At 57.3% G+C, this 16,135-nt stretch carries 8 protein-coding genes; 2 read left to right on the top strand and 6 right to left on the bottom strand.

What is annotated here, in order from left to right; translation table 11 throughout:
- Positions 1-27 precede the first annotated feature (27 nt).
- The 3 genes from mdtC to ACMV5I_RS09980 are packed head-to-tail and all read right to left on the bottom strand — an operon-like array spanning position 28 to position 7,486.
- The gene (gene mdtC, locus ACMV5I_RS09990; RefSeq protein ID WP_414824239.1) at positions 28-3,108 is read right to left on the bottom strand and encodes a multidrug efflux RND transporter permease subunit MdtC; all 3,081 of its coding nucleotides are present in this window, start codon (positions 3,106-3,108) and stop codon (positions 28-30) included.
- Positions 3,105-6,224, bottom strand: a complete 3,120-nt coding sequence (locus ACMV5I_RS09985; RefSeq protein ID WP_261144159.1) for an MdtB/MuxB family multidrug efflux RND transporter permease subunit — start codon at positions 6,222-6,224, stop codon at positions 3,105-3,107. Before ACMV5I_RS09985 ends, mdtC begins: the two co-directional genes overlap by 4 nt.
- Complete coding sequence (locus tag ACMV5I_RS09980) at positions 6,224-7,486, bottom strand: MdtA/MuxA family multidrug efflux RND transporter periplasmic adaptor subunit (RefSeq protein WP_260513697.1); 1,263 nt, start codon at positions 7,484-7,486, stop codon at positions 6,224-6,226. The genes ACMV5I_RS09985 and ACMV5I_RS09980 overlap by 1 nt, the downstream gene beginning before the upstream one ends.
- A gap of 272 nt (positions 7,487-7,758) precedes the next feature.
- Here ACMV5I_RS09980 and ACMV5I_RS09975 point away from each other — a divergent pair, with 272 nt between their 5' ends.
- A complete protein-coding gene (locus ACMV5I_RS09975) occupies positions 7,759-8,712 on the top strand; it encodes an aldo/keto reductase (RefSeq protein WP_414824238.1) in 954 nt (317 codons plus the stop codon).
- A 360-nt stretch (positions 8,713-9,072) separates the two neighbouring features.
- On the opposite strand, the gene ACMV5I_RS09970 is transcribed toward ACMV5I_RS09975, so the two are convergent.
- A complete protein-coding gene (locus ACMV5I_RS09970) occupies positions 9,073-9,618 on the bottom strand; it encodes a GNAT family N-acetyltransferase (protein WP_414824237.1) in 546 nt (181 codons plus the stop codon).
- A gap of 40 nt (positions 9,619-9,658) precedes the next feature.
- A complete protein-coding gene (yegD, locus tag ACMV5I_RS09965) occupies positions 9,659-11,011 on the bottom strand; it encodes a molecular chaperone (protein WP_121607525.1) in 1,353 nt (450 codons plus the stop codon).
- 253 nt (positions 11,012-11,264) lie between these two features.
- Between yegD and alkA the strand changes: the two genes are divergently transcribed.
- Positions 11,265-12,773, top strand: coding sequence for a DNA-3-methyladenine glycosylase 2 (alkA, locus tag ACMV5I_RS09960; RefSeq protein WP_202671297.1), 1,509 nt, complete (start codon positions 11,265-11,267; stop codon positions 12,771-12,773).
- Here alkA and ACMV5I_RS09955 read toward each other — a convergent pair.
- Positions 12,741-16,082 (bottom strand): diguanylate cyclase, encoded by a 3,342-nt coding sequence (locus ACMV5I_RS09955; protein WP_414824236.1) that lies wholly within the window; start codon positions 16,080-16,082, stop codon positions 12,741-12,743. The genes alkA and ACMV5I_RS09955 overlap by 33 nt on opposite strands.
- Positions 16,083-16,135: the final 53 nt, after the last annotated feature.

Here is a 16,135-nt window from a genome sequence, read left to right as displayed (position 1 = left end):
GCCCTTTATCTCCCGCGTTGCTGCCGATCAGTGAGGCAGCGGCGTCAGTTTTTTACCGCGACGGAACTTCATCTGTAAGCGGTCAAAGTACAGATAGATCACCGGCGTGGTATACAGCGTCAACAATTGGCTCATCAGCAGCCCCCCGGCAATGGTGATCCCCAGCGGCTGCCTCAGCTCCGCCCCGTCGCCGCTGGTCAGAACCAGTGGTAAGGCGCCAAACAGGGCCGCCAACGTCGTCATCATGATGGGGCGAAAACGCAGTAAGCAGGCCTGGAAGATCGCCTCACGGGCGCTGATCCCGCCGTTGCGTTGCGCATCCAGGGCAAAATCGACCATCATGATGGCATTCTTTTTAACGATACCAATCAACAGCATAATACCGATTAGCGCAATCAGGCTAAACGGCGCGTCAAACAGTTCCAGTGCCAGCAATGCCCCGACTCCGGCAGAAGGAAGCGTGGACAGTATGGTCAGCGGATGGATATAGCTCTCATACAAAATACCCAGCACGATATATACCGTGGCGATGGCCGCCGCGATCAGGAACAGCTGTGATTTTAGCGTTTCCTGGAACACCTGTGCGGTACCGGCAAAAGAACCTCGCACGGTGGAGGGAACTCCCAGCTGCGTCATGGTCCGTTCGATGGCTGCCGTCGCCTCGGACAGGCTGCCACCGTCCGGCAGGTTGAACGAGATAGTGGAGGCTGCCGACAGCCCCTGATGGTTCACCGCCAGCGGGGCGTTGGCTGGCCGCCATTGGGCAAAGTAAGACAGCGGGATCGGCTGACCGCTGCTGTTGATCACAAACATTTTGTCCAGCGAGCTCACGTCCTGGGTATAGGGCGGAGCCACCTCCATCACCACTTTGTATTGGTTCAGCGGCTGATAGATGGTGGAAATCTGGCGCTGCCCGAAAGCGTTGTTGAGCAGGTTGTTGGCGTCGTTGACCGAAATGCCCAGCCGCGACATGGTTTCGCGATCGTAGGTCAGATCCATTTCCGAGCCTTTGTCCTGCTGATCGGAGTTGACGTCCGCCAGCTCCGGCAAGGCTGCCAGCGCGGTACGGATCTTTGGCTCCCATTCGCGCAGTGCGCCAAGATCGTCGGCCAACAGCGTGTATTGATAGCTGGCGTTGGCCTGCCGCCCGCCGACGCGGATATCCTGCACTGCCATCAAGAACAGGCTAGCCCCCGGTTCTTTCGCCAGTTTGGCACGCAGGCGAGCGATCACCTTTTGGGCATCATCGGTGCGTTCCGACAGCGGCTTGAGGGAAATAAACATCGAGCCGCTGTTGGTGCGCGAGCCGCCGGTGAAACCGGTGACGTTATCCACATCCTTGTCTTCCCGCACGATCTTCATAAATTCTTGCAGTTTAACGCGCATCGCCTGAAACGAAATGCTCTGGTCGGCCTGGATAAAGCCCATCAGGCGGCCGGTATCCTGCTCGGGGAAGAAGGTTTTTGGAATACTGATGTACAGCCAGACGTTGAGGGCAATCGTGGCCAGGAACACTGCCAATACCCAGCGGGAATGGCCCAACACCCAGTTGAGCGAGCGGCCATAGCTCTGCTGTAAACCCAGTAACATGCGGCCAAAACCCCGAATACGCCGCTGTTCGCGCGGTGGCTGGTAGCGCAGCAGATAGGCGCACATCATCGGCGTCAGCGTCAGTGAAATCAGCAATGAAAGCCCGATCGACACCGAAAGCGTCACGGCAAATTCACGGAACAGCCTGCCTGGCAAACCAGCCATAAACAGCAAGGGAATAAACACCGCCACCAGCGATACGCTCATGGAAAGCACGGTGAAGCCGACTTCACGCACCCCTTGCAGGGCGGCTTTGATCGGTTTCATTCCGGCCTCGACATGGCGTGAAATGTTTTCCAGCACCACGATGGCGTCATCCACCACAAAACCGGTGGCGATGGTGAGCGCCATCAGCGAAAGATTATTCAGGCTGAAGCCGCACAGGTACATGGCGGCGAAGGAACCGATCAGGGAAACCGGTACGGCCACTGCCGGGATCAGCGTGGCGCGGCCCGAGCGCAGGAAGATGAAGACCACCAGGATCACCAGCCCTATGGCGATCACCAGTGATTGCTCTACTTCGGCCAGCGAGGCACGGATCGTCGGTGAGCGATCCTGAGCAATACTCAGCTCGATCGAGGCGGGGATGTTCTCCCGCAACGCGGGCAACTCGGCGCGGATACGATCCACGGTTTGAATGATATTGGCACCGGGAGCACGGCTAATGGTGAGAATGATGGCCGGTTTGGCGTTGGTCATCCCGGCGTTGCGTACGTCCTGGACCGAATCAATGACGTTGGCCACGTCGCTCAGCCGTACCGCCGCGCCGTTATTATAGTGAATAACCAACGGTTGGTAGGCCGCCGCGGTTTTCAATTCGTCGTTAGCCTGGACCTGCCAGCGCTGCTGTGGGTCATCCACCGCGCCTTGCGGGCGGCGCACGTTGGCGTTGGCGATGGTTTGCCTTACCGCATCCAGTGAAATCCCCTGGTTGAATAAGGCGCCGGGGTTAAGCTCCACGCGTACCGCAGGTAAGGAACTGCCGCCGACCGAGACATCGCCTACGCCTTCCGTCTGGGCAATTTTTTGCGCCAACTGCGTAGACGCGAAGTCATACAGCTGCCCTTGGTTGTAGGTATCCGAAGTCAGCGTCAGGATCATGATTGGCGCGTCGGACGGGTTGATCTTGCGATAGGTGGGGCGGCTTGGCATCCCGGTAGGCAACAGACTTTGGGCGGCGTTAATCGCGGCCTGTACGTCACGCGCAGCCCCGTTGATATCGCGATCGAGATCGAACTGTAGGATCACCCTGGTGCTGCCAAGTGAACTTGTCGAGGTCATTTCATTCACCCCGGCGATCCGGCCCAGGGCCCGTTCCAGCGGTGTGGCCACCGAGGAGGCCATGGTTTCCGGATCGGCGCCAGGCAACGAAGCGCTGACCAGAATGACGGGGAAATCCACCTGCGGCAGCGGCGATACCGGCAGCAGCCGGAAGCCAATCACCCCGGCGATGGTGATCGCCAGAGTCAACAGCGTTGTGGCAACCGGCCGGTAGATAAACAGGGCGAAGAATTTCACGGCAGCTCCTGCGGTTCTGGCTGGCGATGGGTATTGCGAGCCAATTTATCAAACAGCAGGTAAATCACCGGCGTGGTGAACAGCGTCAGGATCTGGCTCATCACCAGGCCACCGACCATACAGACGCCCAGCGGGCGGCGCAGTTCGGCCCCGACGCCGGTGCTCAGCATCAGCGGTAATGCCCCCAACAGCGCGGCCAGCGTGGTCATCAGGATCGGGCGAAAACGCAGCAGGCAGGCCTGATAGATGGCGTCGTACGGCGTCATCCCTTGCTCACGCTCGGCAGCCAATGCAAAGTCGATCATCATGATGGCGTTCTTTTTCACGATGCCGATCAGCAAGATGATCCCGATAATGGCGATCACATCCAGCTCATGGCCGGAGAGCATCAGCGCCAGCAGGGCCCCGACACCGGCGGTGGGTAGGGTAGAAAGAATGGTCACCGGGTGGATAAAGCTCTCATACAGCACGCCCAGCACGATATACATCGCGACCACCGCCGCGAGGATCAGCCACAGCGTGCTGCCAAGGGCAGCCTGAAATGCCAGCGTGGCGCCCTGGAACTGTGTGGTGATGTCTTTGGGCATATTGAGGTCTTTCTCAGCCTGAGTGATCGCCTCTACCGCTTCCCCGAGCGAGTAATTACCGGCCACGTTAAACGACACGGTGGCCGAAGGGAATTGATCGAGATGGTTGATCGACAGCGGGCCGAAACGCTCTTCTATCTTGGCGATGGTGCTCAATGGCACGATGGTACCGTTGCTGCTGGTCAGGCGGATATCGTTTAACGCAGAAAGCCCTGGTGTGCTGGAGACATCATGCTCCAACACCACCCGATATTGGTTGGCCTGGGTGTAAATGGTTGAGATCAGGCGCTGACCGAAGGCGTTATACAGCGCGCTGTCGACATCGCTCATGGTGATGCCAAGGCGCGAGGCCGAGTCTCGGTCGACATTTACATAGGCCACCAGCCCCTGATCCTGCCAGTTGCTGGTCACTTCGGCCAGTTGCGGCGCCTGCTGTAATTCGGCCATCAACTTCGGCACCCACAGGCTGAGTTCATCCAGTGACATCGCCTGGAGGGTGAACTGGTACTGCGTACGGCTCACCTGGGTGTCGATGGTCAGATCCTGCACCGGTTGCAGATACAGTTTCAAGCCGGGGAACTGCGCCGTCTGTTGCTGCAGGCGGGTAATGATTGCCGGGATGCGATCGCTCCGTTCGCTCAGCGGTTTAAGGTTGATCTGCAAACGGCCGCTGTTGAGCGTAGCGTTGCTACCGTCCACGCCGACAAAGGACGTCAGGCTTTCTACCGCCGGATCCTTGAGGATTTCGGCAGCAACCTGCTGCTGGCGCTCGGCCATGTTACTGAATGAAACGCTCTGTGGCGCTTGCAGCGTGCCCTGAATGATGCCGTTATCCTGTACCGGGAAGAAGCCTTTCGGCATCAGCAGATACAGCAACACGGTCAGCGCCATAGTGCCGAAGACAACGCCTAACGTCAGCCACTGATGGTTCAACACCACTTTCAGCCACACGCCGTATTGGGCGATCACCCGGTCAAAGAAACGCTCGGAAGCACGAGAGAAACGGTTTTGCTTACGCAGCGACTCGTGGCTAAGCATTCGGGCGCACATCATCGGCGTTAGCGTCAGTGACACCAGCGCGGAAATCAGGATCGCCACTGCCAGCGTCACCGCAAACTCACGGAACAGGCGGCCAACGATATCCCCCATAAACAGCAGTGGGATCAGCACCGCTACCAGCGAGAAGGTCAGCGAGATAATGGTAAAGCCGATCTCTCCGGCCCCTTTCAGCGCCGCGTCGAGCGGTTTTTCACCTTTTTCGATATAGCGCGAGATATTCTCGATCACCACGATGGCGTCATCCACCACAAAGCCGGTGGCGATGGTCAGCGCCATCAGCGTCAGGTTGTTGATGGAGAAGTCGAGGAAATACATGACGGCAAAGGTGCCTACCAAGGAAAGCGGCACCGCCACGCTCGGAATAATGGTGGCGGGAACGTTACGCAGGAAGACGTAGATCACCATGATGACCAGGGCGATCGCCAGCAGTAGCTCAAACTGTACGTCGCTGACCGAGGCCCGGATGGTGGTGGTGCGGTCGGTCAGCACCTTCACATCTACCGACTTTGGCAGGCTCTTGATCAGCTCTGGCAGCATCTCGCGAATACTATCAGCGGTGGTGATGACGTTGGCACCCGGCTGGCGCTGAATATTCAGCACGATGGCCTGCTCTTTATTGGCCCATGCCGCCAGGCGGTTGTTCTCTGCGCCTTGCTCAATGGTGGCGATATCTTGCAGGCGGATGGCTGCGCCGTTCTGATAGGCGATAATCAGCTGACGGTAATCCTCTGCGGTTTTCATCTGATCGTTGGCAGAGAGCGTAACCGAACGCGTCGGGCCGTCCAGGCTACCTTTGGCCGAGTTGACGTTGGCGTTACTGATGGCGGTGCGAATGGTTTCGCTATCCAGCCCATAGGCGGCCACCGCCGTAGCATTGAGCTTCACCCGCACGGCCGGGCGTTGTCCGCCAGAAATGGTGACCAGACCGACCCCGGTAACCTGCGAAATCTTTTGCGCCACCCGGGTTTCCACCATGTCTTCTACCTGGGTCATCGGCATGGCGGTTGAGGTGACGGCCAGCGTCAGGATCGGTGGATCGGCCGGGTTAACCTTGCTGTAAATCGGCGGGTAGGGCAGATCGCTGGGCAGCAGGTTGGTGGCGGCATTGATGGCCGCCTGCACTTCCTGCTCGGCAACGTCCAGCGGCAGTTCAAGCTGGAATTGCAGGGTGATCACCGAGGCACCACCGGAGCTCTGCGAGGCCATCTGCTTAAGGCCGGACATCTGGCCAAACTGGCGCTCCAACGGCGCAGTGATCGCCGAGGTGACCACATCCGGGCTGGCGCCTGGGTAAAGCGTGACGATCTGGATGGTTGGGTAATCCACTTCCGGCAGGGCGGAAACCGGCAGCGAGCGATAGCCAATGATCCCGGCCAGCATGATAGCCAGCATAAACAGCGTGGTGGCTACCGGGCGAAGAATAAACAGGCGGGAAGGCCCACCGCCGCTATGGGGGGACATCGACTGCATCAGGAGTTCCCCTGAGGTTTAGCGCGGTGCTTCGGTTGTTCTGCATTCGGGGTAGCCGCTGTTTGATGAGGCGCCACCACTTCAACCTGCATGCCTTCGGTCAGGCGGTCGATGCCGTCGGTCACGACGCGGTCGCCCGCATTGACACCGGCGCTAATGACCACCTGCTGGCTATCCTGAATACCGGCGGTAACCCGATGTTTGCTGACCTTATTGTCTGCGCTCAGCAGCCAGACGAAGTTGCCTTCATTGCCCATTTGCAGTGCGGCAGTAGGGATCACCACCGCATTTTGCAGGGTGGCAACCTTCAGCCGGGCGTTAACGAACTGATTCGGGAACAGCGCATCGTCCAGATTGTCGAAGCGAGCCTTCAGTTTAATGGTGCCCGTCGCGGTATCGATCTGGTTATCCAGGCTCAATAACTCACCGGTGGTTAGCAGTTGCTGATTGGTGCGGTCCCAAGCTTCGACGCTCACCGGGCCAGCCTTCTGCGCTTTGACCAGATCGGCGATATTGCTTTCAGGAAGGGTGAAGACCACATCGATCGGATGCGTTTGGGTGATCACCACGATGCCGGTAGTGCTGCCGCTGGCGATGTAATTGCCCACGTCAACCAGCTTAAGGCCCACGCGGCCATCTATAGGTGCGGTGATTTTGCTGTAGGTTATTTGCAGTTTGGCGCTGTCCACCGCCCCTTGATCGGCCTTGATCGCCCCTTCGGTCTGGCGAACCAGTGACTCCTGGGTATCCAACTCCTGGCGCGATACCAGATTGGTTTTTGCCAACTGTTGGTAACGGGCGAGGTCGCGTTTGGCATTGGCCAACGTCGCCTGATCTTTGGCTAACTGCCCCAGAGCCTGAGTTAATTGCACTTCGTAAGGGCGTGGGTCGATCTCAACCAGTAGGTCTCCCGCCTTGACCTGTTGGCCTTCGGTAAAGTGTATCGCCATCAATTGACCATCGACGCGGCTGGTGACGGTCACGGTGTTGGCCGCGGTGGCGGTGCCCAATCCCGAGAGGAAACGCGGCACGCTCTGCACTGTGGCGGTGGCGGCCTGTACTGGAGACATAGGAGCCCCTCGTCTACCACCGGCTCTGCCTGCAGCTCCTGCTGGGCCTGAACCTGCCTGCTGCGCACCCGGCGCTGCATCGGTAGCCTGTGGCGCGCTAAAGTGACGCCAGATCAGAATGGCGGCAAGCACTACGATAACTATGGCTAACAGGCGCAGCAGCAGTGAGCGGCGTTTGGGTTTTGTATTCATGGCGTTGGGTATTCTCTCCAGAGACAGTCGTGCGGGCAATCAGTTGCCAAAAGTGATACTCCTTACAGGATACTAGTTTAGCGAGCCGTCACGGTGTAAAAATGAAGGAAATATGGAGGAAGCGTCAGGTTTGTCGGCGGAGAATGTCTATTTTACCAAAACAACGCTTAGCTAGACATTTTCTGACATATAACCGATTCGTTTTAGCGTTCCAGCCGTTTTCGCGCTAATAATTTAGGGCGAATTTTTCCTTTTCCCTCAGGAGCCACATCATGAGCAAGAAACCGTTGGGTCGTTCAGGCATTCAGGTCCCGCAACTGACCTTTGGCGGCAACGTATTTGGCTGGACGGCAGACGAGGCCACGTCTTTCAGCCTGCTGGATGCGCTGGTAGCCAATCAGCTGAATTTTATCGATACCGCCGATGTCTATTCGAGCTGGGCGCCGGGCAATCAAGGCGGTGAATCAGAAACGGTGATTGGTAACTGGCTCAAGAAAAGCGGCAAGCGTGATCAGGTGATCATCGCAACCAAGGTGGGAAAACCGATGGGCGAGGGTAAGCAAGGCTTGTCGCCACGCTATATTCGTCAGGCTGTAGAGGATTCGTTGCGCCGCCTGCAAACCGATTATATCGATCTTTATCAGTCCCATGATGACGACCAGGACACCCCGCTGGCGGAAACTCTGGCGGCGTTTGATGAATTGATCAAGGCCGGGAAAGTGCGTGCCATAGGCGCTTCAAACTATCAGGCAGATCGGCTGGTGGAAGCGCTGAAAGTCAGCGAGCAAAACGGACTGGCGCGCTATGAAACCCTGCAGCCGGAATACAATCTGTATGCTCGTGAAGGTTATGAACAGGCGCTGGAAACGGTGGCGCAGCAACAGGGGTTGGGGGTGATCAACTTCTTCTCACTGGCCAGTGGTTTCCTTACCGGCAAATATCGTAGCGCACAGGACGTGGGTAAGAGCCAGCGTGGGGATACCATTGTGTCGCGTTATCTGAATCCGCGCGGTTTCCGCATTCTGGCAGCCCTCGATCTGCTGGCCGAGAAGCACCAGACTACACCCGCACAGATCTCGTTGGCCTGGCTGATTGCTCGCCCAAGCATCACCGCGCCAATCGTCAGCGCCACCTCGTTAACCCAGTTGGATGAGTTGGTGAGTGCCACACAGTTGCAATTGGCTGCCGAGGATATCAAGGCGCTGGATGAGGCAAGTGCCTGGTAAGTTTCTGCGATGCCCCTCACCCCAGCCCTCTCCCACAGGGAGAGGGAGTTAGATTGGTGGTGATTTATATGATTTTCAATCACCTAGACTTTATGAGGTTGGATTGTATGGTGGTCAGATGCAGGCGCTAAACTGTGGCTCGTTCAGTCCCCTAGCTCTCACCCCAACCCTCTCCCTGTACACACCCAAAGGGAGAGGGAGTTTTATTTATATAACTTTCAATGAAATAGAATTTCACAGGTTGGATTGTGTTGTGGTTAGACACAGGGGTTAAACTGTGGCACGTTCAGTCCCCTCTCCCTTTGGGAGAGGGTTAGGGTGAGGGGATATCAACTATTATTCAATGAGTTATCATCACCATCACTTGTTTGGCGATAGCTTACGATACAACACATGCTTGCGTAGTGGATGGCACAGCGGTAAACGGGGATGCTCGAAGGTTTCACCGCTGAAGTTCATCCCGATGCGCTCCATCACTCGGCGGGAAGGGAGATTAATTTCAGCAGTAAAGGACACTACTTCTGACAGTTGCAGCGTATTGAAAGCGATATCCAGCGCGCAACGTGCCGCTTCGCTGGCATAGCCTTGGCCCCAATGCTCCTTCGACAACCGCCAGCCAATTTCCACGCAGGGCGAGCAGGGCAGATCGTCACCAGGAATGGCTAGCCCGACAAAGCCGATAAAGGCAGCCTGATGCTTCACCTCGACGGCCCACAGCCCCCAGCCGTGCTGTTGCATAAAGTGGCGGATGCGATTTGCCTGGGCATCGCTTTCAGCGCGGTTTAGCGCTGCCGGGAAGTATTTCATCACCTCTGGGTCGCTATTGAGCGCGGCAAAGGCGGGCAGATCGCTATCTTGCCAACCGCGTAGCAGTAATCTGGGTGTTTCACCCGTGATGATAGCCATAATGCTCCATTGTCAGGGGCGTTAGCCGCCCCTGCGTTAATCAACGAAACAGCGTCTGCGCCCAGCGTGCCAGCCCGGCGGTAACCGAGCCAAAATCGTTGCCACCGACGATCGGGATCCCTGGCAACTGCTGTTGCAGTGCGGTTCGCAGCAGTGGTGAGCGTGCGCTACCACCGGTCAGGTAGATAACCTGCGGCTTGCTTTGGCTGGTGGCCAGGGCGGCGCTAACCTGTTCCTGGATACGCAACAGAGGTTGGGCAATGGCATCGGCCAACTGTTCCTGGCTGATCATCTCTGCCAGCTCCGGCTGCACAAAATCCAGTTGAGCGCTGATGCTTGCCTGACCCGATAGCGCGATTTTACTCTCTTCCGCCGCACGTACCAGCCGATAGCTCAGGCGCTGCTGATGGACTTTCAACAGACGTTTCACCTTCTCGGGTTCGGCAGCATCGCGGATCAGATCGCGCAGCATACGGCCGTTGGCCGTGCTGTAGAAATCGATTTGGGCCGGGACATCGTTGGTCGCTACTGCGTTCCAGTAAGGCAATGCAGGCATGGCAATGCCTTTCTCGGTTTCACCGCCCATACCGAACAGAGGCATCAGTTGTTTGAACGCCAGCATAATATCCAGATCGTTACCGCCCACGCGGCAACCGCTGTGCCCCAACAGGCTCTGTTGGCGATCGGCACGATCGCGCCATTGTGGCCCCATCAGCAGCACCGAGCAGTCGGTGGTGCCGCCGCCGATATCGACCACCAGCACGGTTTTCTCTTCGCTCAGCGTCGCTTCAAAGTCCAGACCGGCGGCAACCGGTTCGAACTGGAACTCGATCTCTTTGAAACCGGCCCGTTGTGCGGCACGATGCAAAATCCCCTGCGCCTGCTGGTTAGCCTCTTCACCGCCGGTGCCCTGGAAGTTGATCGGGCGGCCAATGACGGCCTGATCGATGCTGGTTTGTAATACGCCTTCCGCCTGGCGCTTGATGTGGAACATCATGGCACACACCAGATCTTCAAATAGCGCAATCTGCTGTGGCTTAAGGCCGTTAGCCCCTAGGAAGGATTTCGGTGAGCGGACAAAATACACTTCTTCCGGATCTTCGATGTAGTGGGCCAGCGCCTGCAGGCCGAACAGCACGCTGTCGCCGTTGACCGGAATATCTTCTTCGCGGTTGAAGGTGATGGCGCGGCGCAGCAGTTGCTGGTTTTCCTCGCTGCCGGTTGGCACCTGCCAGTGGCGATGCAGGCACTCACTCACCGCTTCACGCGTCGGTGCGCACAGCATTGAAGGGAGATACGGTTCGTTGTTTTCCAACGTCAGTAATTCAGGGCCCTGATCGCGCATAACGGCGACAGAGCAGTTGGCAGTGCCATAATCGAAGCCAATAAACATTTTTCGTTCCCCATGCCGATGAAGGGGGGCGACTTTACCCGAGACTGGTCTGCCGAGCAACGAGTGGGCGGCTAACTGGTGAAAAATTTAGCGGTAATCGCGGCGGCATGGTTAACTTGAACCAGGTTGGAGACAAGGGCACTGAATTTGTAGGGGCGCCGCATGCTACGCCCGTTTAACCGTATCCCGACAAAGTGAGTCAAGCAGGTTAATGTCCGATTCCCGCACGTCAGCCACAGGTCCGAGCGCCATAATGAACAAAAAACTGACTCCGAGCGATGCCATGAAGAATCAACAACAGGCGCTGTATAGCGCGCTGAGTGCGCGTGACCGTAAGTTTGACGGACGATTTTTTGTCGGTGTCTCCTCCACCGGTATCTATTGCAGGCCGGTATGTAGCGCCCGTACGCCGAAAATCGAAAATTGTACGTTTTACCCCAGCGCCGCTGCCGCCGAACTGGCCGGTTTTCGCCCCTGCCTGAAATGCCGCCCTGAATTGGCTCCTGGGCTGGCGTTGATCGACCTGGGCAATCGCTATGCTCAGGTTGCGGTTCAGCTGATCGAGCAGGGCTATCTTTCAGAGCACAGCTGTGAACAGCTGGCTACCCGCCTGGGGATTTCCGATCGCCATCTGCGGCGCATTTTTGCCGAGCAGTTCGGCGCCTCCCCCATTGATTACGCCCAGTCGCACCGTCTGTTGCAGGCCAAACGGCTGCTGGCGGATACCGATTTGCCCCTGAGCGAGGTGGCGTTTGCCGCCGGGTTTGGCAGCCTGCGGCGTTTCAATGAGCTGTTTAAGGCCCGTTATCGCCTGATCCCTTCGGTATTGCGTAGCACTGCTGGCCGTAGTGAGCGTGCCGCCACCAGCGGACTGGTGTTTCATCTGGGGTATCGGCCACCTTACGATTGGCCGCGTATGCTGGGGTTCTTACAGACGCGTGCGGTCAGCGGCGTGGAAAGCGTTGTCGGTCAACAATACTGCCGTTCGATCGCGGTGGAGCAGGGCGGCGTCGAATATTGCGGTTGGGTGAGCGTCCAGCCGGAAGAGGCGCGTAACCGGGTGCGGGTGGAAATTGCCCCGTCACTTAGCCGGGTGACGACCGAAGTCCTACGGCGCATTCGCCAACTGTTCGATCTGGATGCCGCGCCTGACCGCATTTGCGAGGCGTTAGGCGCGCTAGCGGCGGATGCGCCCGGCTTACGTTTGCCTGGCTGTGTCAGCAGCTTTGAGCAGGCTACGCGTGCGGTATTGGGGCAGTTGGTCAGCGTCAAGATGGCGGCTACCTTTGCCGGACGGATGGCCGAACGCTGGGGAACGGCGCTGGAGCAGCCGTATGGCGATATCACTCATGTTTTTCCGCAGGCGGCGCGGATCGCCCAGCTGCAACCGGAAGATCTGCGTCCATTGGGCGTACAGCTGAAGCGTGCGGCTGCGCTGATAGAAATTGCACGCAGGGTGACAGAAGGGCGTTTGCAGCTGGATAACGTGTTGGATATCGAACAAGGTATCAAGGAGTTAACTGCATTACCGGGGATAGGCAGTTGGACCGCCAGCTATATCGCGATGCGGGCCTGGTCATGGCCGGACGTTTTTCTGGCAGGGGACTATCTGATCAAACAGCGTTTCCCCGGCATGACACCGCGCCAGATTGAGCGCTATGCCGAACGCTGGCGGCCTTGGCGCTCCTACGCCACCTTGCATCTGTGGCATAACGATCGTTGGGCACCTTCAGTGAATACCGAAGTAGCCGCCGCTGAGTAAATCGCTCAGCGGTAGCTCCAGCGCAACGGTGTCACCGTCTACCAGATCGACCCCGATGGCAGTCAGCGCACTTAGCGTAACCTGCTGATGTGCTGGGCCGGCCAGAGTTTGAGTATTAATACGGTGCGCGGCACCATGGATCATCGACACCATCAGTTCATCCATTTGGTTGCAGTGGACGTCGGTGATAAAACGTTCGTCAATGCGGATGTAATCGATAGTCTGGCCGTTTAACTGATCGAAAGCGTTCAGGTTGCGGCCAAAACCATTGACGATCAGCTTGCAGCCCATCTGCTGCAAACGGCGGATAAAGGCGCCGCCATCCTCTGGGTGATCGAGCACGATAGTCTCGTCCACCATCAGATACAGCGCGCTGGCCGGTAACACGGAAGCCGCCAGTAACTCCAGCAAATAATTTTGAAAATCAAGATCTAGCACGCTGTCTGTGGCCAATGGCAGCGCAATGGCCAGCCCCTTGCGGCGTAGAGCTTCGGCATGTTTTTCCAGTATCTGGCTTACCAACCAGCGATCGATATCCGGCAGCAGGCCGTAGAGCTGGGCAGCGGCGAGGAAGGACTCAGAGGCCAGCAGGCGATCATCGGGTGGGTTAACGTGCAGCTTTAACTGATAGAAACAGACCGCCTGCGGCGTTTTAGGCGGCGAGGCTGCCCTGACGCGTAACAGCAATTGCTGATTATCGATAATATTCAGCACTTCCTGGCTCGTTAGCAGCTCATGCCGGCGCTCCATCTGCTGTTTTTGCCGGGCTTCATAGATATAAACCTGGCCGCGGCCGTGGTGCTTGGCGGTATAACAGGCGATATCGGCCTGTGCCAATAGCTCGCTGCTCTTGCCGCTGGTGGCACCGATTGGTGTAATACCGGCGCTGGCGCCAACATGATAAATCTTGCCTGCCCAGCAGAATGAGTACTCGCCGATCTGCTCGATCATCTGTTGCATCAGCAACTTGGCCTGCTCCAACGAACAGTCGAACAGGATCAGGCCAAATTCGTCGCCACCGAGCCGTGCCAGGCAGTCGCTGTTACGCAGCTGGCGCTGCATCAGCTGGCCAATATCCCTGAGCAAGGCGTCGCCTGCCGCGTGTCCGGCACTATCGTTAACCGCTTTGAACCTGTCGAGATCGAGGAACACCAGCGAGTGCTGTTGCTGGTTTTCGGCCACGCTGGCAATAGCGCCCTTCAGCCGCTTTTCGAAGCTGGTACGGTTTTTCAGGTCGGTCAGCGCATCGTGTGAGGCGTTGTAGCTGAGCTTTTTCATCAGTTCCCGCGAGGCGCTGACGTCCTGCAACACCATCACTGCCCCCATCACCTCCCCCTCGATGGTTTTCAGCGGCGATACCGATTCCTGTACGTCGAAGCGGCGGCCGTCGCGGCTATGCAGTACCAGCGCGTATTCTGCTGGCAAGGGAGGCCCTTCTTGCAGACAGTTTTGCACCGGATTTTCTATCTCTGGGCCATCCTGGCCGTTGGTCATCCGCACCACGCCGTTAATCGGCATACCGAGCGCCAGCTCCAACGGCCAACCGCACATTTGTTCAGCTACCGGGTTCATAAAGGTGATGCGCATTTCGCGGTCGGTGGAGATCACTCCTTCGCCGATGGCGTCTAGCGTAATGTGCAAACGTTCCTTCTCTTCGTGCAGCGCTTCGGCCAGCGATTTGATTTCCGTCATGTCGATATTGGTACCGATCATCCGCTTTGGCTCACCATGCTCATCGAAAATGGTATTACCCTGGGCGCGAATATGGCGTATCCCCCCCAACCTGGTCTTGATGCGGAACTCCATCACAAACGGCCGGTGCTGGTCGGTAAGCGTTGCCATTTGCCGCCCGATGCGTTCACGCTCCTCCTCCAGCAGCAAAGACTTCCACAGTGCCAGGCTGGGGGTTTGATCCGGCGTCAGTTCGTACAGCTCGAACATCCGTTTGTCCCAGGTGAGTTTATCCCCGGCCAGCATCCATTCCCATACGCCGATCCCGCCGGCCTGATTGGCTAGCGTTATACGTTCCACCAGGCTGCGGTTCTCCGCTTCGGTACGTTTTAGTTCGTTGATATCTTCTACTTGAGAAATAAAGTACAGCGGTTGGCCCTGCGGATCGCGTACCAGAGATACCGCCAGCAGTGTCCAGACGCTCTCACCGTCGCTGCGGATATAGCGTTTTTCCATGGTGTAGCTGCTGATGTGGCCATCTACCAGGTCTTGTAACTGTGTCAGGTCGGCATTTAAATCATCGGGATGGGTGATTTCTTGAAACGTCAGGCGGCGCAGGGTTTCTGGGGTATAGCGCAGCAGTTTGCACAGCGCCTGATTGACCTGTAACCATTTTCCTTCTGGTGACACCAGCGCCATGCCGATGGCTGAATACTCCAACGCATTACGAAAACGCGCTTCGCTTTCCACGATATGCTCTTTTTCCACCCGGAAAGCATGCATAACCATCGCCATAGAGTGGGCCGGGATCAGGATCAACATCAGTGGCAGGTAGACTGTCACATCGCTTAAAAACGTCCCCCTATCCTGAAAATGCAACAGCCCTAGCGAGATCATCACCGTAATCATCAGGGTCGTGGTAAAACAGATAATAAAGGCTTCGAGCCGCGGTAGGCTGATCGCTGCCCACAGCAACGGCAGGATGATAAAGGTAAACGGGAAGGGCAGGTTGAGCAGCGCCAGATAGCTGAAGACCAGTGTCCCCAGCGATACCAGCAGCAGTTCAAACAGGTTTAGCGTTCTTAACATTGAGCGGCGATAAACCAGCCCGATCGGCGCCAGGGCCAGTACGCCAATCGCTTCGGAAATAAACCAGGTGCTGAAGGGCTGCCAAAAGGTTTCCCCTGGTTCCGGCGCTACTGTGGCCGCCAGTAGTGCGCTGAACATAGGCATGAAGATCACGGCGCAGAAAACAAATTTCAACCAGCTTGCCAAGTCGTTTAACGGATCGTTCGGCTGCAGTATTCGCCGTAATAGCAGGGTACAGACGGTGGCTTCCAGCAGGTTAATCAGTGTGAGTTTGACCGGGAACCAACTGAGGCCGAACAGCAGGAAACTGGCAATACACATGCCGATCCCGCTGAGGATCAAGTGCAGTGGCCAATTGCGCGGCGGCTGGTGGAACATCAGCATAATAACGGCGGCAGTCGGGAACCACAGCGGGGTAAAGTGGCTGGATTCTGCTGACAGCGTCAGGCACAGGTAGGCCAGCAGAAACACAATCAGTGCGCTCAGCAACGAGTGGGTGAACAAGGCACCTTTAGCTTTGAGTGGGTGCTGCGCTGCGCTGAGATCCATCGGTAACCTTCACTTTGTGCTATCGACCACTAAACCCTGCCGCCATAGGGAAG

Source organism: Serratia sp. T13T92 (genome assembly GCF_047530105.1).
Lineage (GTDB): Bacteria > Pseudomonadota > Gammaproteobacteria > Enterobacterales > Enterobacteriaceae > Chania > Chania fonticola.
This window is presented reverse-complemented; position numbering and strand designations above follow the sequence as displayed.

Excerpts from the sequence above, each read along its gene's own strand:
- alkA (WP_202671297.1), top strand. The coding sequence starts at position 11,265 with ATGAACAAAAAACTGACTCCGAGCGATGCCATGAAGAATCAACAACAG.
- ACMV5I_RS09970 (WP_414824237.1), bottom strand. The coding sequence starts at position 9,618 with ATGGCTATCATCACGGGTGAAACACCCAGATTACTGCTACGCGGTTGG.
- yegD (WP_121607525.1), bottom strand. The coding sequence starts at position 11,011 with ATGTTTATTGGCTTCGATTATGGCACTGCCAACTGCTCTGTCGCCGTT.
- ACMV5I_RS09980 (WP_260513697.1), bottom strand. The coding sequence starts at position 7,486 with ATGAATACAAAACCCAAACGCCGCTCACTGCTGCTGCGCCTGTTAGCC.
- ACMV5I_RS09975 (WP_414824238.1), top strand. The coding sequence starts at position 7,759 with ATGAGCAAGAAACCGTTGGGTCGTTCAGGCATTCAGGTCCCGCAACTG.
- ACMV5I_RS09985 (WP_261144159.1), bottom strand. The coding sequence starts at position 6,224 with ATGCAGTCGATGTCCCCCCATAGCGGCGGTGGGCCTTCCCGCCTGTTT.
- ACMV5I_RS09955 (WP_414824236.1), bottom strand. The coding sequence starts at position 16,082 with ATGGATCTCAGCGCAGCGCAGCACCCACTCAAAGCTAAAGGTGCCTTG.